The sequence below is a fragment of the Nocardia inohanensis NBRC 100128 genome (genome assembly GCF_001612945.1).
Taxonomy (GTDB): Bacteria; Actinomycetota; Actinomycetes; order Mycobacteriales; family Mycobacteriaceae; genus Nocardia; species Nocardia inohanensis.
Window position 1 is genome coordinate 926,165 of record NZ_BDBK01000002.1, and the last position, 20,383, is coordinate 946,547.

Sequence of the window (20,383 nt, forward strand, 5' to 3'; positions counted from 1 at the left end):
TTCTGTAACGGCGTTAGTGTCTGTACATATCTAGCTGCGAAGTTATAGAGGTATCTGATTAGCGGGGCAAACGTGCAAAAGGTCGGCAAACGGTCCAGTTCGCCGGATTCCAAACGACACTTGTGGTTCCTGGGGCTCATCGCCCCGGCGAGTGCGTTGCTGCCCTCACAGTTGGTGCTGTGGACCGACTATGAGGTCTTCTGGTGGATAGGCCCCATCATCGTTCTCATAGTGATTCCCGTCCTGGATTGGGTCGTCGGCGAAGACGGCAGCAATCCCAGGGACGAGGACTACGAGCTACTCAGCAACGACCGGTACTACCGGTGGTGCACCTACCTGTTCCTGCCGGTGCAGCTCATCGGCCTGATCATCGCGTCCGCCATGTGGGCCGGGACCGACCTGTCCACGGTGGACAAGCTCGGGCTCGCGGCCACCCTCGGCTTCGTCAGTGGCATCGGCATCAACGCGGCCCATGAGCTCGGTCATCGCTCCGAGCAACTGGAGCGCTGGTTGTCGAAAATCGCTCTGGCACAGTCGGGTTACGGTCATTTCTTCGTCGAGCACAACCGGGGGCATCACGCCCGGGTGGCCACGCCCACCGATCCCGCCAGCGCCCGGCTGGGGGAATCGCTGTGGGAGTTCCTGCCGCGCAGCGTGATCGGCGGCTTCCGGTCCGGTATCGGCATCGAACGGGACCGGCTGCGCCGCAAGGGGCACGGCTGGTTCTCGGTCCACAATCACATCCTGCAAGCCTGGTCGATGACCCTGGTGCTCTTCGGCGCCCTGATCGCGATCTTCGGCTGGGCCGTGCTGCCCTGGCTGCTGCTCCAGGCCGTCATCGGCGTCGGCCTGCTGGAGACCGTCAACTACGTGGAGCACTACGGCCTGCTGCGCCGTCGCCGTCCCAATGGCCGCTGGGCCCGTACCTCGCCCCGCGACAGCTGGAACAGCGACCGCCTGGTCACCAATATCTTCCTGTTCCACCTGCAACGGCACAGTGACCATCACGCCAATCCGGGACGCCGGTACCAGACGCTCCGGACCTCCGAAGAGGCTCCGCAGCTTCCGGCGGGGTATGCCACGATGCTCTTGCTGGCGGCCGTCCCGCCGCTGTGGCGTTTCGTGATGGACCGCCGGGTGCTCGCGCACTACGGCGGGGATGTCAGCCTGGCCAATATCCAGCCGCGCAAGCGGGAGCGGATCCTGGTGCGGCACCGGCTGACCGCCGCGGCGTGATCGGCGCGGTGTAATCGACAAAGGCAGGCAAGCGTGCGTACAGTGTACGCACGCTTGCCTTGCCGCATGTCCGTCTCCAGGTCGGACCGTCTAGCCTTTAGGGCAAGCAGCCGACCAGGAGAGGCAGATGACGACCGCAGTGTCCATCAATATGACCGCAGACGTCCGCAACGGGATCGACTTCAAGGTGGCGGACCTGTCCCAGGCCGAGTTCGGCCGCAAGGAAATTCGCCTCGCCGAGCACGAGATGCCCGGCCTGATGGCGCTCCGCCGCGAATACCACGACGTGCAGCCGCTCAAGGGCGCACGCATCTCCGGCTCCCTGCACATGACCGTGCAGACCGCCGTGCTCATCGAGACCCTCACCGCGCTCGGCGCGGAAGTCCGCTGGGCCTCCTGCAACATCTTCTCCACCCAGGACCACGCCGCCGCCGCGGTCGTCGTCGGCCCGCACGGCACCGTCGACGAGCCCAAGGGCACCCCCGTCTTCGCCTGGAAGGGCGAGACCCTGGAGGAGTACTGGTGGGCCGCCGAGCAGATGCTCACCTGGCCGGGTGAACCCGCCAACATGATCCTCGACGATGGCGGCGACGCCACCATGCTCGTCCTGCGCGGCGCCCAGTTCGAGAAGGCCGGCGTCGTCCCGCCCGAGGACGAGACCCACTCCGCCGAGTACAAGGTCTTCCTGAACCTGTTGCGCGCCAGCCTCGAAGCCGACAAGGGCAAGTGGGGCAAGATCGCCGACTCGGTCAAGGGCGTCACCGAGGAGACCACCACCGGCGTCCTGCGCCTCTACCAGTTCGCGGCCGCGGGTGAATTGTCCTTCCCCGCAATCAATGTCAACGACTCGGTCACCAAGTCCAAGTTCGACAACAAGTACGGCACCCGCCACTCGCTGGTCGACGGCATCAACCGCGGCACCGACGTCCTCATCGGCGGCAAGAAGGTCCTGATCTGCGGCTACGGCGACGTCGGCAAGGGCTGCGCCGAATCCCTGAAGGGTCAGGGCGCCCGCGTCCAGGTCACCGAGATCGACCCCATCAACGCCCTCCAGGCCCTGATGGACGGCTTCGACGTCGTCACCGTCGAGCAGGCCATCGCCGACGCCGACATCGTCGTCACCTCCACCGGCAACAAGGACATCATCACCCTCGATCACATGAAGGCGATGAAGGGCCAAGCCATCCTCGGCAATATCGGCCACTTCGACAACGAGATCGACATGGCCGCCCTGGAGCGCTCCGGCGCCGAGCGCCTCAACATCAAGCCCCAGGTCGACCTGTGGACCTTCCCGGACACCGGCCGCTCCATCATCGTCCTGTCCGAAGGCCGCCTCCTCAACCTCGGCAACGCGACGGGCCACCCCTCCTTCGTCATGTCGAACTCCTTCTCCAACCAGGTGATCGCCCAGATCGAACTCTGGACCAAGCCCCAGGAATACGACAACGAGGTCTACCGCCTCCCCAAGCACCTCGACGAAAAGGTCGCCCGCATCCACGTGGAAGCCCTGGGCGGCACCCTCACCAAGCTCACCAAGGACCAGGCCGAGTACATCGGCGTGGACGTGGAGGGCCCCTACAAGCCGGAGCACTACCGCTACTGAGCGGAACTGGCTGTAAGGCAGTCTGAGCGGGCCGGTCGCGAACGCGACCGGCCCGCTATGCTCGGCGGACATGATCACTGCAGGGGTGCGGTCGGGAGGGGTTGATCACCGTGGTCGAACTGGGACCGGGTACCGATGCGCTCCGCTCCGAAATCGACGCCTTCTACGCGGGATTCGGTTATGCGACAGCGCTGCGGCAGGCGTTTCGCGGTGCCGTTTTGCTGGTGCCGATCAACGCGGACCGGCAGTTCTCGGTATCGAAATTCGGGGGAGTCGCATGGATTTGCGCATTCACCGGGCTGGAGCCGTACGCGCGATGGCTCTCGGCGCGTGACGAACTGCGGCCCGGCGACAACCACCCGTATCAGACGTTGAGCGGGTGGCGGCTGGCCGATTACGCGGCGGGATGTGCTGAACCGACCGGGGTGGCGGTCGATATCACCGGCGCGACCCCGATGGCGTTCCCGCCCATCTTGAACGAAGACCAGATCGAAGAATTGCAGAAGCAGGGGGTGTAGTCGTGTCGGAGGACTTGGAAGTCCCGGCGGAGACGCTGATTCAGGCGGCGCAGGGGATCACCGCGACCATCAGCAAGCTGTCGGAGATCGGGGTCAAGGAGGCCGCCGCGTCGGGACGTGGTTTCTCGGCCTTGGCACTGTCGCCGCTCGAAGCGGGAAAAGAAGTGGTGCAGAAGGGTTTCGAGGAGTTCACCGATCGCTGGTCGTGGGGAGTGCGAAACCTGGTGCAGGCGGGCAATTCGATCGCCGAGACGCTCGGTCTGGCCGCCGGTCGGTACAACATGATGGAACAGGCGACCAAGGACACGCTCAAGCAGATCTACACCAACCTGGTGGGCAATCCGCACCTGTCCAGTGATGACATCAAGAAGCGGACGCTGGGGCAGACCTTGGCGGACAACCCGTTCAATCAGGTCCTCAACAGCGACTATTCGGCCCAGTCCTTCCGGGACGCGCAGGCGCAGATCGCGAAGAACAACCAGGTGATCCAGACCGTCGGCCCACAGGCTCTGGCCAATGTCGGTGCGGCGTCCCAATTCCTGGGCGGCCCCAAGCTCCCCACCAGCGGGCTGCCGGACGCGGCCTGGAATACCCAGGGCGCGGAACAGGCGGCGGCGATCCTCAATCCGCAGCAGAGCTGATCCATGGGGTTGTCCAACCGCCTCGGCCTCGACAATCTCGTCGACATCATCGACCGCGGCGTCGAGAAGGCGACCGAAACCCTCGGCCATGCCGCCGACACCGTTCTCGAAGGCCAAGCCGCGCTGGCCGACAAGCTCGGTCTGGATGGGGTGTCGCAATTCCTGAACGACCTCGGTGACCAGATCGAATCGGCTACCGGGGGAGCGGTAGACGAGCGCGAACTGTGGCAGTCCGAGGATCCCAAGGAACTGATCCGCGGCGAACCCGCCGAAATCGATTCCGCCGTGAAGACCTTGGAGGAAATGGCGAAATCCATCGCCTCCACCGGAGACGCGCTGCGCGCCATCGACACCGCGAACTGGACCGGTAAGGGCGCGGACTCCTTCAATGCCGTCTACGACAAACAGCCGAAACTCTGGTGGGACAGCTCCGAGGCGTTCACCGCCACCGCGGGCCATCTGAACGTCTGGTCGCACGCCGTCCAAACCGCGCAAACCCGTGCCGCCGAAGCCGTCACCGAATGGAAGCGCGCCGCCACCGAGGAGGACACCAAGAAGAAGTGGTGGAACTCCCTCACCGGTGAACAGCAGAAACAGCAGGGCTCCCTGAAGGACACGTGGAGCGAGATCCGGCGCAACGCCCACCAGATCCTCCTCGATGCCCGATCCCAGCGTGACACCACCGCTACCGAGATAGCCGCCAAGATCGCGGAGTCCACCGGGAAAGCACCCGAGAAGCCGCCTTTCACCTCTCGCGTGGCCGCCGACTTCAGCGACCTGGGCGACATCGCCGAACACGCCAAGAGCAGCTTCACCAACGGGTTCCTGACCGGGCTGTCCAGCACGGTCGCGTTCATCCGCGCGGTCAATCCGACCGACACCTACAACATGACCCACCCGGCGGAATACCAGAAGGCCATGTCGAATCTGGCCACCGGACTCGTCGTCGCGGCTTCCGATCCCGCCGCCGTACTCGACACCATGGTCACCGAGGCCCGCACCAATCCCTTCGAATTCGCCGGCATGCTCACCAGCGAAGTGGCGCTGAACCTCGTCACCGGCGGTGGCGGCAGCGCCAAAACCGCGGTGTCGCTGATGGACAAGGCGGGGACCGCAGCGGTCAAGACCACCCGCCTGCTCGACGATCTTCCCACCGGCGTCCGGCCGAAATCGAACCTGGGCGACAACCTCGGCGGCGGCCACGGTCCCTCGCACACCGCGCCCTCCGTGGAGAAGCCGGTCGCCGAGAAGCCGAGCGCCGGACTGCCGCGCGAAACCGAACCGGCCCCGAACACCTCGGTCGACGCCGGGACCCAGCACGGTCCCGCACCGGAATCCGCTGCGCCGAAGCTGGAGTCCGAGGCTCCGGGCCCCGCCACGCGCGCCGAGCCGGAGCACGACGCTCCGGTATCGCACGGCGAACCGCAAACCGAAGCGCCGTCGAGCCCGCGCGATCGCGGCGAAACCGGGCAGCCCGGAACTCATACGAACCTCGAAAACCCTTCGCCCCGAGCTGATTCCCCCGCCTCTCACCCGAGCGCTGACACTCCTCCGCGTTCGGAGGCGCCGAGCGGAACCCATCCGGCATCCGAAGCGCCGGCTCACGCGGAACCGAATTCGCCCCGTTCCAACGTCCCGGAATCGGGCTCTCCCGCGGCCACTCACGAGCCGAATCCCGGTGCGGCAAAGCCGGAATCGCATGCGCCCGCCGACCACACTGGTGACCACCCCGGTACAAGTCGCGAACCCAACTCGCCCGGAACCCAGCGTGAGCCCGAAGCGCCGACGGGACGGACGCCCGACGCCGATCCGGCCCCCTCGGAACCGGCACCCACCCGCGAACCGGGAACGACCCCGGTACGAGACACCTCCGAAGGCGCTCCATCGGCACCGAAATCCGATGCGGCCCCGACCGGTCCGAAGTCCGATGCGGCCCCCGCATCGCTGAAACCGGATGCCGATCCCTCGCCGAACCGGCTCGGGGACGAGAGCCCCGGCACACGAGCACCGGAACACGCGCCCGCCGAAACCCGCGTGAATCCCCGGACCGAGCCGGACACGCCTGGAACGACGTTGCACCCCAACAACACCGCACCGAACCACGCGGGCCGCGCCCCCGAATCACCGTCGCCGACAAGACCTCACGAGAATTCATCCACCCGTCCCGGAGAGTCGGCGAACAATCGCCCGCACGGCCGTGACCCGGAACCTGCCCGCCGTGAACCTTCCTCCGAACGTGCCGGCACCCACCCCGACGAGTCCGGGGGTCCGCGCCACAGCGACCCCGAACCGCGTGACCGCACGCCCGACGCGGAGCACCGTACGCCGGCCGACCGCGACGGGACGGGTGACGGCGCGACCCCTCGCCCCGAGTCGCCCGCCGCCCGAATCACTCCAGACGAAGGCGCACCGCACTGGCCCGGCGAGTCCGGAACCAGCCACGGCCCCGGAACGCACGACGGCCCCGGCGTCCACGACAGACCGGGGCATTCCGAAGCACCCGATCACAAGCCGGACAGCGATGGCCTCGATAGCAAAGGCACCCCCGAACCCGACGGTGCCGGCGGACCCAAGCACGGCGAAACCGAGCCCGCCGCAGACGATTCCGGCCCCACCTATCGTGCCGACTCCGACCAGCAGCAACTTGGTGAAGGCTCACACGACAGCCCCGAGCATTCCCAAACCCCCGACAAGACAGACGGCTGCGGCGACCCGGTAGACGCCGCCACCGGCGAATTCTTCGTCCCCGAAACCGATCTCACCCTCCCCGGCATCCTCCCGCTGGTCCTGGTCCGCCGCCACCGCTCTAATTACCGCCTCGGCCGCTGGTTCGGCCCCTCCTGGTCGGCCACCCTGGATATCCGCCTGGTGGTAACCGACCAGTCCGTAACGTTCATCGGCGAAGACGGCCTGATCCTCAACTACCCGCACCCCGAGGTCGACCACCCGGTCACCCCCACCACCAGCGCCCTCCGCTGGACCCTCGCTCGCACCGACACCGGCGGCTACCGAGTCTGGGACTGCGACCGAGAGTTGTTGTGGCACTTCGCCCCCGACCCAGTCCTAGGCGGTCTCGACGCCGCCCTGGGCAACTACGCCATCTCCGCCATTACCGACCGCCACCGCAATCGCATCCGTTTTCACTACGACGCGGACGGCAACCCCCTCGAGATCACCCACACCGGCGGCTACACCGTCCGCCTCACCACCGCCGAGGGCCGAGTAACCAGCCTCGCCGTCGTAGACCGCACCGCCGCCACCGAAACCCTCATCCCCGTCAGACATTTCGGCTACGACTCAGGTGAACTGACATCGGTCACGAACTCCTACGGCGGCACCACCCGCTACACCTACGACGAACACCACCGCATGCTGTCGTGGACCGACTCCAATGACAACTACATGCTCAACACCTACGACGAGCACGGCCGCATAATCCGCCAGGACGGCATCGGCGGAGTCCTGAGCTGCGAATTCGACTACTTCACCTTCCCCGACGGCACCGGCACCCTCACCACCCACACCAACTCCCTCGGCGCCCGCACCTCCCGCGGCTACGACGCCGACCTCCGCCTCCGCGACGTCCTGGACCCCGCCGGCGCTCAAACCCACTACGACTACAACACCGACCGCAACCCCCTGCGTGTAGTCGCCCCCGACGGCGCCACCACCCAGTACACCTACACGGAGCAGGGCGACGTCGCGAGCATCGTCCGCCCCGACGGCCACAGCATCGACATCGAATACCTCTTCCGGCATCGCCCCATCCGGATCACCGATGTCGACGGCACCGTCCAGCAACGTGAATGGGACGCCAACGGCAACCTCACCGCGGTCATCGATCCCCTCGGCACCCGAATCGAATACACCCATCACCCCACGGGCGCAGTCGCGACCATCACCGAACCAAACGGTGCGAAAACTGAAATCGAATCGGACCCAACCGGTCTCCCGATCCGCGTAACCGACCCCGAGGGAGCCCAAACCCTCATCGAGCGAGACGCCTTCGGTCGCCCCCGCCGGGTAACCGACGCCCTCGGCTCCCCCACCACATACCTCTGGACTCCGGACGGCAAACCCCTCCACCGCACAGACGCCAACGGCCACACCGAATCCTGGACCTACGACGCCGAAGGCAACCTCCTAACCCACACCAACCCCGCAGGAGGCACCACCCGCTACACCTACGGAGCCTTCGACCTCCCCGCCACCCGCACCGACCACGCAGGCTTCACCACCACCTACACCCACGACACCGAACGCCGCCTGACCTCTGTAACCAACCCCAACGGCCAAACCTGGCACTACCAATACGATCCCGCCGGCCACCTCACCTCCCAAACCGACTACAACGGCGCCGCCACCACCTACACCCACGACCTCACCGGCCGCACCACCACCATCACCCCCGCAACCGGCGTAACCCGCCACCATACCCACGACCTCCTCGGCCGCCTGACTTCCGTCATCACCGACTCCGGCGACTGGATCACCTACACCCACGACTTGTGCGGCAGTCCCGTCACCGCCACCACCGGCATCAACGATTCCCCCATCCACACTCTCCAATTCACCTACACCCCAACAGGCCTCCTCGAATCCCAACAACTCGACGACCAGCCTCCGATGCGGTTTGCCTACGACAACCAAGGCCGCCGCACCTCCCGCACGTCGCCTACTGGTGGCGAAACCCACTGGCGCTATGACTATCTCGGCCGACCCAGTGCTCTCACAGCCGACGGTCACGACATCAACTTCACCTACGACCCCGTAGGCCGCCTGACCCGCTGGCAGGTAGCCGAACTGGCCATCGACCACACCTACGACCCCGTCGGCCGTCTCCTCCGCCAAGACGTAACCGCCCACCCGCCGCGCCTCCTCAACCTAGGCCTCGACTCCACCCCGCGCCCTTTCCCCCACCAACTCCGCAGCGACGAATACACCTGGCGCCCGGATGGATACATCACCAACCGCACCATCAATCGCCCCGGCGTCGCTTCGGTGCACAATGCCTATGCACTGGACCCTCTCGGCAGAGTCGCAACTCTCACTCGCAACAGCGTCACAGCCGAGCGTTACACCTATGACGCCCTCAGCAACATCACCGACAGCCTCACGCCAATGCTGGACCCCGTCACCACCACTCCCGACCTACTCTTCAGAGTTGGATCGCCCCAGCATGATTCATCACGCGAGTACCGCAACAACCTCCTGATCCGCGACGGCCGTCACCAATACACCTACGACGAGTCCGGGCGCCTGGTCCGCAAGACCAAAACCAGACTCTCCCGCAAACCAGACGTATGGCACTACCGCTACAACGACTTGGACCAACTCACCGATGTCTGGACACCGGACCATCAGTGGTGGCACTACACCTACGATGCCTTCGGACGCCGAGTTGGCAAGCAACACTTGACTGCTGATGGTGCGGTCATCGAGCGCGTCGACTTCTGCTGGGATGACTTCCACCTCATTGAGCAGAGCGCTCACACATCAACCACCCGGTGGCATTACGGCCCAGAGTCCTATGCGCCGCTTACCCAGGGCGCGAGTAACCAAGAGGTCGATAGAGAGTTCTACGCCATCGTCTCCGATCTCGTTGGTACCCCACTCGATCTAGTCGATCCTGTGACCTGTCGACATGTCGCCACCGCCAGGGCTGACCTCTGGGGCATTACGAGCTGGCATGGCGACGCCGACACACCCCTGCGTATGCCAGGGCAGATCTACGATGCGGAATCCGGACTCCACTACAACCTGTATCGGGTTTACGATCCGGCTACCGGTCGGTTTCTCACGCAAGATCCGTTGGGTTTGGATCCCGCCCCCAACCCTGGTGTCTACCCTCACAATCCGCTCTCTTGGACTGATCCGCTCGGGCTGACACCAGTTTGCGAGAAGAATGGTGAGAATCCCAAACAGAAAGAAGTTGAGGTAGGTCCTTTCAAGTCATTCGAGCAAGCTAGGAATGAGGCATTGAGGTTGCTTGGAGAAATAAATCCAGCTACGCGTGAACCTTATGTTGGGCGACTTGAAGTCGCTACCAGTACTTACGGGAAAGTCGTTGGTTTTACCACGCGCGTCGGTGACGTGTTCAAGAGGCTGAGGATAGACTTCGACCCTGTGAAGGGTCCGCATTTCAATGTCGAGGTGGGCAAGGGGCCGTCGGCCAAAAAGTGGGCGGTAAAATGGGCGGGAACAGAGGATGACGTGATGCGACTTATGGGTGGAAATCTATGACGATCGATGATGTATACGGCTCCCGCCCGGACTTGCTGCCGAAGTCTATGATTCGTGCTGCTCGCGCAGAGGATGGGAGTCCTCGACGTATTGTCTGGGTTGGCAGAGAGGGGGTGAAGCTTCTCGACCTGTCTCGGCATCGTGAGTACGAACGCATGAGTATTAATCACTTCTCGCGTAACTCCGATGGCTCGGTCGACTGGGCGAATGTGCCTGAGGACCTAGTTCTGGAGACCGCAGATTCTGACGTTGCCGAGGCGGAATCGCTGATTGTCAAATATTTGCCAGACTCTGGCCACTTCATAATCTTCTGGGGCAGCTTGGCGTTGCCAACCGTTGAGATCGATTGTCCGGAATTGAATCCGTGCATCCATGACGTACTAGAACAGAAGCCTGAGTTTTGGATATACATCCCTAGTCGTGGTGTGCTGGTGGAAAGTGCCTTCTCGGGCTTAGTGACCATTGCCCAGGTCCCTGTCTGAAATCAGTGCGGTGCGGAGTAGGGATGGCCTCGCCGTCAAACAGTTCCTGATGGCCGTCAAGGATATGTAGGACAAGTTGGAGATTCTGCAGTGGACTACGAAGCGCGGGTGGTCGGATTACGAGGGAACTATGCCCTGATTCGTTGGGAGGGAAGGAAGTTCCCCAGCTTGTCGATCCAAGGAGACTCGTTGGCGATCTTCGCTGAGACACTCGCGGAGGCTGGGGCAGAGTTGGCTCGCGGCAATCTCGAGGATGCGGCGTTCGCTCTCTTGGAAGGCTCGAGAACTGTCACCGACATGCGGAAGGCGTACGAGGAGATGGTTTCCGAGGTTGGGACTCCAACTGCCCTATTTTCTGAATGAATGAGTTTGTTCTGGCCGCCGAGTGGTCGGTTAGGCGCGTAGAACGGTGACAGTTCGGCTTGTGGGGGTGGTGGCTTCGGAGAAGGTGGTGCGGGCGGTGATGGCCGCAGCGTCGGGGCGGCGGTCGAAGATGACCAGGACTCCGGTGGAGAGGGACATGCGGTCGAGGTAGCCGTCCAGTTGGGCGAGGCCGTCGGGGAGGGGGTCTTTTTGTTTGTCGCGCCAGACTTTCAGTTCGAGGGCTTCGCGTTGTTCGGCGCGGCGGCCGTCGGGGGTGGTGTAGGGCTGGCGGATCAGGAGGTCTATGCGGCCTCGGCCTACGCCGTATTCGCGGTCGATGTAGCCGCCGCCGTTGATGATTCGGTGCAGGTAGGCCATGAGGACTAGTTGGGGGGCGACTTCGTGGTAGCCCTGTTCGGCGGTGAGGATTTCGCCGTTCAGTTTCCAGAAAGCTGCGAATTCGGTTAGGAGGCGGGGGAAGTCGAGGCGGCCGTCGGGGTGACGGAAGGAGTGGGGGTCGGCGGTGATGATGCGTTCTATGCCGCTGCCGAGTATGCGGAGGATGACCTCTTTGTAGATGGGGTTGGCGATCCGGACCGGGTTGTCCGGGGCGATGAGGCCGAGATCTGCGGTGTAGGAAACGGCTTCGTTGAAGGCGAAGTCTGTGTCCGGCAGTTCGCCGGCGATGAGTGGTTCGATTACTTGGCGGACGCGCGGCTCCGAGAGTTTGGTTACCAGGGAGTCGAGATGCGTTGCGCGGGTGAGGATCAGGCGTTCTTTGGCTTCATCGACGTGGGTGTCGGTGATGGTGGTTTCGATGGCCATGTTGTCGAGGATCTCGGTGGCGAGTGCGTTGACCAGCCAGGGTTGGCCTTGGGTGTAGAAGAAGGCGAGATCTTTTGCGCGGGTGTCGAACTGCTGACCGGTCGCGGCGGTGTGCTGGTGGTAGAGCGCATCCAGCTCGGCGCGGGTGAAGTCTCCGATGCGGATCGACTCCACCTTGATGTTGAAGGGGCTCGCAGTGCCGAGGCGGTTCGGGTCGCCGCCGGCGGCGGCTTTGTAGTCGCGGACGTCGCGAAGGCCGCACAGGACGACCGAGTGTGCGAAACCGCGCCGATTGGTGGTGTATCCGGCGCGGAGCTGCCGCAGGATGCTGACCAGGCTCTCGCCCTGGATTGAGTCGATCTCGTCGAAGAACAGCACCAGTGGTTTCGGTGAGCTCGATGCCCATGCGGTCAGAGCGTTGATCAGGCTCGTTCCGGCAGCCGCATCCGGTGGTGTGACGGGGGGAGGCGGTACGCCGGCGGCTTCGGCGGCATAGCGGATCTGGTCCAGGATCGCCCGGGACGCGCCGTCGAAATCATCGCCGAAGGGGGCGGCGACTTCGCAGGTGAAGTGCAGGGCGACATACTCGCCTTCGGCGGTGAGCTGCCGCGTCAGCTCCGCGAGACTTGTTGTCTTGCCGGTCTGCCTGGGCGCGTGAACGACGAAGTACTGGCCGCGGGAGATGTGGCGCCGGGCTGACGGCAGGCGTTCGGCGGCGGGCAGCATGTAGTGCAGGCTCGGATCGCAGGGGCCGGTCGTATTGAAGTACTTCACGCCTCTCCCGCCTCGTGATCACGAGCAGTCCGGCGCGGACCGCTTGTGCAGCCTACCGTTCGCGGCGGTCGTGAATGTGATGGCGGGGGAGATGCCTTCGGCCTGGATGCGGGCGGCGATGCTCGCTACCGTCCACTGGTTGCGGTCGCGGGTGGCGGGTTTGGTCGCTGCGGTGAGGAATACGAGCGACCAGGTGGTGAAGACGCCGGTTGCTACGCCGAGGAGGAACAGGATCATCAACGGGGTCATCGGGATTCCTCGGGGTGGTCGGGGGTAGGGAGACGGCGGCGGCCGGTAGTGAGGTCGTCGGCGAGGTCGCCGTAGCCGAGGGAGAGTTCGGCCAGGCGGTGCCAAGCGTGGTGTAGCTCTTGGTCGGTGGTGTTGGAGTGGTGGGCTGCGAAGGCTGAGACGGAGAGCTTGGCGAGGCGGTCTATGTCGGCGCCGATGGATTCGGTGTGCATGCTGGGGGCGATGAGGGCGGTGGCGATGGTTCGGGATACCCAGAGGTCGATGTCGTGGATCAATCGCGCTCTGCCGCAGTCGATTTCGTGGGTGTCGGTGCGGTCGGCGGATGACCTTGCTTCGTGGAGGCTGGCAAGTTCGTAGGCGGCGAGCAGGAGCGGGTAGGGGTCGTGCACCAGGCCGGCGCAGGCTTCGAGCAGCAGATCCTTCGATGGCAAACGGCTCATCGCGACCAGTCCGAGGTGTGGATTTGGGCTGGAGTATTCAGTTTTGCTCGAGCTGTGCAATTTTGCAAGAGAGATGCAAGGTATGCTTTCAGCGATGATCGGGCGAGGTCAGGGAGGTGCTAGTGGCTGGTCGGCAGGGACCGACGCTGCGCGCGCAGTGGCTCGGGCAGCAGCTTCGGCGGTATCGAGACGAAGCGGGCATAACGCTGAAGGATGCCGCGGCCTATCTGAAGCGGGACTCGTCGACTGTCAGCCGGTTCGAAGCAGGGCTTTATCCGCCGCGTGCGGATGATGTGCAGGAGTTGCTGACGCTCTACGGGGTCGGGGACGAGCAGGTTCGCGAAGCGCTGCGCCGGCTCAGTCTCGACGTGTGGCAAAAGGGTTGGTGGGAGGGGTACGCGCAGGATGTCGATCCGTCGATCATCGACTATGCGTGGCTGGAGGCGCGGGCGTCGGAGATCAAATCGTTCAATACGGTTGTGATTCCAGGGTTGTTGCAGACACCCGCCTACGCGGAGGCGGTAATTCGGGCAGTCGATCCGGATGCGTCCGATGATCAAGTGGATCGGTGGCTCGAGGTCAGGATGATTCGCCAGCAGGTGCTGAGCCGACCGCGTCCCGTGCAGTTGACGACGATCCTGGATGAGTCGATTCTTCGCCGCCCCATCGGCGGGGCGAAGGTTCACGCCGAACAGCTTGCGCACCTGGCGAATATGGCCGAGCGGTCGAATGTGGTGGTTCGAGTGCTGCCGGAGTCGGTCGGTGCGCATGCCGCGCCGGATGGATCCTTCAAGGTTTTCGATCTGCCCGACCCCTATCCGACGCTCGCGTGCGTGGAGACGCCGGCCGGGGTGATCTATGTGGAGGCCGACGGAATAGCTCGGTTCACCGCCGCTTTCGGACGGCTCGCCGCTGCGGCTCTGGGTCCTGAGGAGTCGTTGCTCGAGCTGCGGAAACGGGAACTCTGACGCGGAAAGCGCTCGCCTATGCTGGGAACTGTTATGGACGATGCGCTAACAGGGACCAGCAGTTTCGATGCAGCGGCACGGACCGAACCGCAGGACGGGTGGCGGAAGAGCAGCTACAGCGGTGACGGCGGGGGTGGTAATTGCGTGGAGGTCCGGTTGGCCGAAGTTGCCGTCTTGATTCGGGATAGCAAGTATCTGCGCGATCCTGCGAACGATCCTGCCGCGCAACCGATCATCAGCTTGGCCGGGCCAGAGTGGGATGCGTTTCTGTCGGCCATCGACGCGGGGCGGTTCGGTTAGTTCTTGTCTCGGCGTTGTGGTTCGATGCGGTGAGGGGATTGGGGGAGGGGCGACCGCTGGATTCCGCTTGTGGGGCGAGTGTCGCTAGGTTGTGGGTGTGAGTTCACCTGGGGGATCGTTCTATCAGCCGTATCCGTACAACCAGCTACCCGGTCAGCCGCCGGGGTATCCGCCGCCTGTTCCGGGACAACCGGGATGGCCGGCTCCTCGGCCGCCGGGGACGAACGGGATGGCGATTGCCGCGTTCATTACCGGTGTGGTGGGAATCTGTTTTCTTGCTGTGCCTTTCGGGTTGATCGGGCTGTCGCAGATCAAGGCTCGGGGTCAGCAGGGGCGGGGGCTGGCGATCGGCGGTATCGCGATTTCGTTGGTGTGGGCCGTGTTCGTCGGGCTCACCGTGGTCGGGAATGCGATGGAGGACAGGGTGGGCGGGCCGGTGTCGGGTACCGGTGCGGCGTCGGTGAGTGGTTCGAGGTCGGGCTATCAACCGCTGCGGTCGTTGTTGGCGGGCGATTGTGTGAATGCGCCGGTCAAGCGGGATTTGAGGATTTCCGGGGCGACCATTGTGGAGTGCGGTGTTCCGCATGATGCGCAGATCGTCGATGTGTGGAATCTGGCTACGTGGTTGGGGACCGAGCAGATGGCGGTGGAGGTGGAGAAGCGGTGTGGTGAGCAGGTCGATCGGCTTCGTGCTGTGAATCCGAACCTCAAATGGGTCTGGTACGGCGCTGATACCGAACGAGATTTTCAGAGCAATCATTCGGTGCAGTGCATGGTGTACGACACGACGGCGGAGCTCACCGGCAAGCTCGGCGGGTAGCGGGCCCAACAAATCGGCGATTCTGAAACGTTTGGTGTTCAATCCTTGTAGGGTGCCTGGCATGTCGAAAAGCACTGTGACCCGCCAGTTCTCGCGTGCGATCGTGGCCGCCTTTGCGATTGCCGCTGCTGTTTCCACGGCTGGGTTGGCTGCTGCCGCTCCGGTCGCGGTGGAGCCTGCGCCTGTGGCCGGGGGGACGACCGGGTCGTTGGATTCGCTTTCGGGGAACGGGCCTTCGGGGTCGGCGGGGACGGGGTCCAGTGCGAGTCAGTTGATCAATGCGGCTATTTGTACTTTGACCGGGGGGACTTGGTTGCCGGTTATCGATGTTTGCGTGAAGTAGCCCGGGTAGGGGAACGGGCCGGTCGCTGTCGGCGATCGGCCCGTTCAGTTGCGTTGGGTTACTTGTGGAATGGGGTGGGGAGGGGGTAGTTCTTCTCCTGCATTACTTCTCGGGCGCGGTTGGGGTAGTCGGTGATGATGCCGTCTACGCCTTGGTCGAGGACCAGGCCGATGGTGGCTTTGTCGTTCACGGTCCAGGGGATTACTTTGATGCCGAGATCGTGTGCCTTGGTTACGTATTCGGCTGTTGTGGTGAGCTTGAAGTTGGGATCGCTTGCCTTGGTTTCGCTGTTCCAGGGGTTTACGTAGCTGGGGGAGGAGATGTCTGCGCCTAGGGCCTTGATGGCGCCCAGGGGGTCGTTGGGGTGGTCTTCGTAGCGAATCGGTTGCAGCCAGGGGCTGTTCGGTTTGAAGGTGGAGTCGTCGTAGAGGGCGACCGTCGGGATGGTGGGGTTCTTCGCTTTCACCAGCGGCAGGCTGCTCCAGGCGAAGGATTGGATTTCGACCTTGTCGGTGGCGCCGGCGGCTTGGATGGCGGCGAGGATGACGTCTACGAATTCTTCGGGGGTGGCGGACTGTTCGGGCTTTTCGCCCTCGATCTTCGTTTCGATGTTGTAGCGGAGTGCTTCGAAGGCGCCGGGGTAGGACTTCACCAGGTCGAAGAGTTCGGGGAGGCGGGCGATCTTGTTGCCGGGCAGTTCCTGGGCTTCGGGGAAACCGGTGAGCTTCTTGCCGCAATCCAAGGTGTGGATCTGGGCGAAGGTCAGGTCGTGGACGAGTTTGCCGACGTAGGGGTATTGGGGGTCGTCGGGGGATGCGGGGGCGGTGTCGGTGCACTTCTCGGGCTGGATCATCGGGTCGTGCCAGATCAGCGGCACCTTGTCCGCGGTGAGGACGATGTCGAGTTCGAGGGTGGTCACGCCCAGTTCGATGGCCTTGGCGAAACCGGGCAGCGACTCCTCGATGGTCATGCCGCGCCCGCCGCGATGGGCTTGCAGGTCGAATTTGCGGGCGGTATCGGCGGCGACGGTGGTGGTGGTCGAGGACGAATCCTTGTCGTCGGAGCTGCCGCAGGCAGTCAAACCTACTGCCGCTAACGCTGCTCCGAAGACCGCAAAAGCATGCTTGAGCTGCACTGACTTGACGCCTTTGGAGGTCATGAGGCGGACTATAGCAATCATTCAGCAGCCAAGAATTCGGACGTTCGACGCAAACCGCCTCCCGGCGCCGCTCGACCACGATCGTTCGGTAATCTCGCGGGCATGGGTGCGTTGGTGGTCATCGAGGGTCTGGACGGCGCGGGCAAGCGCACGCTGACCGATGCCGTGGTGGCCACGCTCCGGGAGCGCGGACTGCGCGTGGCGACGCTCGCTTTTCCGCGGTACGGGAAATCCGTGCACGCCGATCTCGCGGCCGAGGCGCTGCGCGGTGGCCACGGGGATACCGCCCAGTCGGTCAATGCGATGGCGTTGCTGTTCGCGCTCGATCGCGCCGGCGCCCGCGACGAATTGGCGAAACTGCTGGCGGACAATGACATTGTGCTGCTGGACCGGTACGTGGCGTCGAATGCGGCGTACTCGGCGGCCCGCATGGAGCAGGACGCGCGCGGCGAAATCGCGGCCTGGATCGGTCAATTGGAGTTCGAACGGTTCGCGCTGCCCGCCCCGGATGTCCAAATTCTGCTGGATGTCCCGGTGGATGTGGCCGAGGAACGCGCCCGGCTGCGGGGTGCGGCGGATGCGACTCGCGCACTCGACGCCTACGAGAAAGACGGAGGGCTGCAACGCAGGACCGGCAACGTCTATCGTGAGCTGGCCGAAATCAATTGGTTTGGACCGTGGTGGGTGCATCGGAGCGGTGACGATCCGGCAACACTCGCGGCGCGGATCGCGGAAAATGTTGCTGGATAGGGTTGGATGTGCGCCGACAGGTCACGAGTGTTGGCGTGGCGGCCCGATCGGAGCGCGGAAGGTGACAACATAGTAGTTATGAAGCCGAAGATTCTGGTCGTCGACGACGATATGGCTCTCGCGGAGATGCTCACGATCGTCTTGCGCGGTGAGGGTTTCGACCCTCACGTCGTCGGTGACGGCACGCAGGCGCTGACCGCGGTCCGGGAGTTGCGCCCGGATCTCGTGTTGCTGGACCTCATGCTGCCCGGCATGAACGGCATCGATGTGTGCCGGGTACTGCGAGCCGACTCGGGAGTACCGATCGTGATGCTGACGGCGAAGACCGATACGGTCGACGTCGTCCTGGGGTTGGAGTCGGGCGCAGACGATTACATCGTCAAGCCGTTCAAGCCGAAGGAACTCGTTGCTCGGGTGCGGGCTCGCCTGCGCCGCACCGAGGAGGAGCCGCAGGAGCTGCTCTCCATCGCCGATATCGTCATCGATGTGCCCGCGCACAAGGTGACTCGCGGCGGTGCGCAGATCTCGCTGACTCCACTGGAATTCGATCTGCTGGTCGCGCTGGCCCGCAAGCCGCGCCAGGTGTTCACCCGCGAGGTGCTCCTCGAACAGGTCTGGGGTTACCGGCATGCCGCCGACACCCGCCTGGTCAATGTGCACGTACAGCGGTTGCGCGCCAAGGTGGAGAAGGATCCGGAGAACCCTGAGATCGTGCTGACCGTGCGAGGTGTGGGCTACAAGGCCGGACCGCCGTGATCGCTGGTTCCAGAAACCGCGTTCAGCGGTGGCTGGCGGTAGTGGTGGCCTGGTTCCGCAATGTCGGAGAGCAACTGGGCCACGTCTGGCGGCGTTCGCTGCAATTGCGCGTCGTCGTGTCCACCCTCACCCTGTCGCTGATCGTGATCACGATTCTCGGAGTCGTGCTCACGAGTCAGATCACCGACCGGTTGCTGGACGCGAAGATCAACGCGGCCGTCGAGGAGATGGGCCGTGCGCGAAACACGGTGCAGGCCACGCTGACCGGTGTGCACGACTCGAGCACCCAGCTGGCTCGATTGGAGGATGCCCGCCGCGCCCTGGCCGGGGGGCGGCGGCTCCCAATCCGGCGGCGCGGCAGGCAGTTACGACTCCGCGCTGGCCATGATCGGCGACTCGCAATCGGAGCTGAACGCGGGGCCGATCCAGGAAATCCCCGCGGAGCTACGCCATTTCGTGCAGGAACGGCAGGTCAGCTATCAATTCGCCACGGTCTCCGATCCGGATGGGTATCGCGGCTCGGCGCTGATCATCGGATCGCCCGCCGCCGACATTCCGACGCTGGAGATCTACCTGATCTTCCCGCTCACCAACGAGCAGAACTCGCTCAGCCTGATGCGCGGCACCATGCTCATCGGCGGCATCGTGCTGCTGGTTCTGCTGGCCGCCATCACCGCGCTGGTGACCCGGCAAGTGGTGCTGCCCATCCGATCCGCCGCGCGCATCGCGAGTCGTTTCGCCGATGGACGACTCAAAGAGCGCATGCTGGTGCGCGGCGAGGACGACATGGCCAGGCTGGCCATGTCGTTCAACGAGATGGCCGAGAGCCTGTCCAACCAGATCACCCAACTCGAGGAGTTCGGAAATCTACAGCGCCGCTTCACCTCCGACGTCAGCCACGAGCTGCGCACACCGTTGACCACGGTGCGCATGGCGGCCGACCTCATCCACGGCTCCAGCGACGACCTGGATCCGGCGCTGGCGCGCTCCGCGGAACTGCTGGTGAACGAACTCGACCGGTTCGAGGGGCTGCTCAACGACCTGCTCGAGATCAGCCGCCACGACGCGGGTGTGGCCGAGCTGCAAGTGGAATCGCTGGATGTGCGCATGTGCGCGCGGGCCGCGGTCTCCACCGTGCGGCATCTGGCCAAGGAGTCCGGCGTCGAACTCGTCGTCGACATGCCCGAGGAACCCCTTGTGGCGGAGGTGGATCCGCGCCGCGTCGAACGCGTGCTGCGCAATCTGCTCGCCAATGCCATTGACCACAGCGAAGGCAAACCCGTCCTCATGCGCATGCGCGGTGACGGTGACGCCAATGCCGTCGCCATCGTGGTGCGCGACCAAGGCGTCGGTTTGCGCCCGGGCGAGGAGAAGCTGGTCTTCAACCGGTTCTGGCGCTCGGACCCCTCGCGCATGCGGCGCTCCGGCGGCACCGGCCTCGGCCTGTCCATCAGCGTCGAGGACGCCAACCTGCACGAAGGCAAGCTCGAAGCCTGGGGTGAACTCGGCGTCGGCGCCTGCTTCCGCCTCACCCTGCCGCTGGTGCGCGGCAAGAAGCTCGGCCCCAGCCCGCTGTCCCTGGAACCGCCGAAGAAGCGCGGTCTGGAGGCCGTTCCCGCCCTCGATCCCGCGCCGGCGGATGGCGATCAGCCGGAATCCGGTTCCGCCGCAAGCGGATCCGGTGCAGGAGCCGAATCCGGTTCGGCCGACGCCGCCCCGGGTGCCGGCACGACCGGATCGCCGCCGGCCACCTGGTCCCTCGCCGACGCGACCGGTGCGGAATTCCCGGCCGCCGGCGCCGTGCTCGCCGACCCGGCGGGTGTGGAGTTCGCCGCAGGCAATGCCGTGCTCGCCGACCCGGCGGGCGTGGAGTTCGCCGCGGGTACCGCCGAACCCGCCGAACCCGGCGGCGA

Annotated in this window: 16 protein-coding genes and 1 pseudogene; 13 read left to right on the forward strand and 4 right to left on the reverse strand. The window is 64.5% G+C overall.

The annotated features are described in order from the left end of the window. Positions 1-72: 72 nt before the first annotated feature. The 7 genes from NI1_RS10550 (at position 73) to NI1_RS40230 (ending at position 11,086) form a co-directional block, all read left to right on the forward strand. On the forward strand, positions 73-1,236 hold the full coding sequence (locus NI1_RS10550) for an alkane 1-monooxygenase (RefSeq protein WP_067817437.1): 1,164 nt from the start codon (positions 73-75) through the stop codon (positions 1,234-1,236). A 127-nt stretch (positions 1,237-1,363) separates the two neighbouring features. Next, entirely contained in the window at positions 1,364-2,839 is a 1,476-nt protein-coding gene (gene ahcY, locus NI1_RS10555; protein ID WP_067817448.1) for an adenosylhomocysteinase, read from the forward strand. Between the two features lie 110 nt (positions 2,840-2,949). Further along, a complete protein-coding gene (locus tag NI1_RS10560) occupies positions 2,950-3,357 on the forward strand; it encodes a hypothetical protein (RefSeq protein WP_067818173.1) in 408 nt (135 codons plus the stop codon). A gap of 2 nt (positions 3,358-3,359) precedes the next feature. After that, a complete protein-coding gene (locus NI1_RS10565) occupies positions 3,360-3,998 on the forward strand; it encodes a hypothetical protein (protein ID WP_067817450.1) in 639 nt (212 codons plus the stop codon). Between the two features lie 3 nt (positions 3,999-4,001). After that, complete coding sequence (locus tag NI1_RS10570; protein WP_067817453.1) at positions 4,002-10,241, forward strand: putative T7SS-secreted protein; 6,240 nt, start codon at positions 4,002-4,004, stop codon at positions 10,239-10,241. After that, positions 10,238-10,723 carry a hypothetical protein gene (locus tag NI1_RS10575; protein WP_157535037.1) on the forward strand — a complete coding sequence of 162 codons (486 nt, stop codon included), beginning with the start codon at positions 10,238-10,240 and terminating at the stop codon, positions 10,721-10,723. Before NI1_RS10570 ends, NI1_RS10575 begins: the two co-directional genes overlap by 4 nt. Before the next feature lie 108 nt (positions 10,724-10,831). Beyond that, positions 10,832-11,086 (forward strand): DUF6959 family protein, encoded by a 255-nt coding sequence (locus NI1_RS40230; protein WP_439957245.1) that lies wholly within the window; start codon positions 10,832-10,834, stop codon positions 11,084-11,086. Positions 11,087-11,116: 30 nt separating this feature from the next. Here NI1_RS40230 and NI1_RS10585 read toward each other — a convergent pair whose 3' ends face one another. From NI1_RS10585 to NI1_RS10595, 3 genes are read right to left on the reverse strand one after another with little or no spacing between them, the layout of a single operon-like run. Next, positions 11,117-12,685: an ATP-binding protein gene (locus tag NI1_RS10585; protein ID WP_218026722.1), complete on the reverse strand. Its 1,569-nt coding sequence runs from the start codon at positions 12,683-12,685 to the stop codon at positions 11,117-11,119. 18 nt (positions 12,686-12,703) lie between these two features. Then, positions 12,704-12,934 carry a hypothetical protein gene (locus tag NI1_RS10590; protein ID WP_067817461.1) on the reverse strand — a complete coding sequence of 77 codons (231 nt, stop codon included), beginning with the start codon at positions 12,932-12,934 and terminating at the stop codon, positions 12,704-12,706. After that, positions 12,931-13,374 (reverse strand): DUF4254 domain-containing protein, encoded by a 444-nt coding sequence (locus NI1_RS10595; protein ID WP_067817466.1) that lies wholly within the window; start codon positions 13,372-13,374, stop codon positions 12,931-12,933. The genes NI1_RS10590 and NI1_RS10595 overlap by 4 nt, the downstream gene beginning before the upstream one ends. Before the next feature lie 122 nt (positions 13,375-13,496). Between NI1_RS10595 and NI1_RS10600 the strand changes: the two genes are divergently transcribed. The 3 genes from NI1_RS10600 (at position 13,497) to NI1_RS10610 (ending at position 15,462) form a co-directional block, all read left to right on the forward strand. Continuing rightward, positions 13,497-14,342 carry a helix-turn-helix domain-containing protein gene (locus NI1_RS10600; protein ID WP_067817468.1) on the forward strand — a complete coding sequence of 282 codons (846 nt, stop codon included), beginning with the start codon at positions 13,497-13,499 and terminating at the stop codon, positions 14,340-14,342. 33 nt (positions 14,343-14,375) lie between these two features. Next, complete coding sequence (locus NI1_RS10605; protein ID WP_067818179.1) at positions 14,376-14,642, forward strand: DUF397 domain-containing protein; 267 nt, start codon at positions 14,376-14,378, stop codon at positions 14,640-14,642. A 229-nt stretch (positions 14,643-14,871) separates the two neighbouring features. Continuing rightward, positions 14,872-15,462, forward strand: a complete 591-nt coding sequence (locus NI1_RS10610) for a DUF4190 domain-containing protein (RefSeq protein ID WP_084522890.1) — start codon at positions 14,872-14,874, stop codon at positions 15,460-15,462. A 401-nt stretch (positions 15,463-15,863) separates the two neighbouring features. On the opposite strand, the gene NI1_RS10615 is transcribed toward NI1_RS10610, so the two are convergent. Then, entirely contained in the window at positions 15,864-16,964 is a 1,101-nt protein-coding gene (locus NI1_RS10615; protein ID WP_084522892.1) for a glycerophosphodiester phosphodiesterase, read from the reverse strand. A gap of 102 nt (positions 16,965-17,066) precedes the next feature. On the opposite strand from NI1_RS10615, the gene NI1_RS10620 reads away from it, so the two are divergent. From NI1_RS10620 to mtrB, 3 genes and pseudogenes are all read left to right on the forward strand, one after another. Further along, positions 17,067-17,714, forward strand: coding sequence for a dTMP kinase (locus tag NI1_RS10620; RefSeq protein ID WP_067817475.1), 648 nt, complete (start codon positions 17,067-17,069; stop codon positions 17,712-17,714). Between the two features lie 78 nt (positions 17,715-17,792). Beyond that, entirely contained in the window at positions 17,793-18,470 is a 678-nt protein-coding gene (gene mtrA / locus NI1_RS10625; RefSeq protein ID WP_033090495.1) for an MtrAB system response regulator MtrA, read from the forward strand. Between the two features lie 44 nt (positions 18,471-18,514). Then, a pseudogene (gene mtrB, locus NI1_RS10630) lies at positions 18,515-20,058 on the forward strand (MtrAB system histidine kinase MtrB); the annotation flags it as partial. Positions 20,059-20,383 lie beyond the last annotated feature (325 nt).

Excerpts from the sequence above, each read along its gene's own strand:
- ahcY (WP_067817448.1), top strand. The coding sequence starts at position 1,364 with ATGACGACCGCAGTGTCCATCAATATGACCGCAGACGTCCGCAACGGG.
- NI1_RS10570 (WP_067817453.1), top strand. The coding sequence starts at position 4,002 with ATGGGGTTGTCCAACCGCCTCGGCCTCGACAATCTCGTCGACATCATC.
- NI1_RS10575 (WP_157535037.1), top strand. The coding sequence starts at position 10,238 with ATGACGATCGATGATGTATACGGCTCCCGCCCGGACTTGCTGCCGAAG.
- NI1_RS10590 (WP_067817461.1), bottom strand. The coding sequence starts at position 12,934 with ATGACCCCGTTGATGATCCTGTTCCTCCTCGGCGTAGCAACCGGCGTC.
- NI1_RS10595 (WP_067817466.1), bottom strand. The coding sequence starts at position 13,374 with ATGAGCCGTTTGCCATCGAAGGATCTGCTGCTCGAAGCCTGCGCCGGC.
- NI1_RS10605 (WP_067818179.1), top strand. The coding sequence starts at position 14,376 with ATGGACGATGCGCTAACAGGGACCAGCAGTTTCGATGCAGCGGCACGG.
- NI1_RS10610 (WP_084522890.1), top strand. The coding sequence starts at position 14,872 with ATGGCGATTGCCGCGTTCATTACCGGTGTGGTGGGAATCTGTTTTCTT.
- NI1_RS10615 (WP_084522892.1), bottom strand. The coding sequence starts at position 16,964 with ATGACCTCCAAAGGCGTCAAGTCAGTGCAGCTCAAGCATGCTTTTGCG.
- NI1_RS10620 (WP_067817475.1), top strand. The coding sequence starts at position 17,067 with ATGGGTGCGTTGGTGGTCATCGAGGGTCTGGACGGCGCGGGCAAGCGC.
- mtrA (WP_033090495.1), top strand. The coding sequence starts at position 17,793 with ATGAAGCCGAAGATTCTGGTCGTCGACGACGATATGGCTCTCGCGGAG.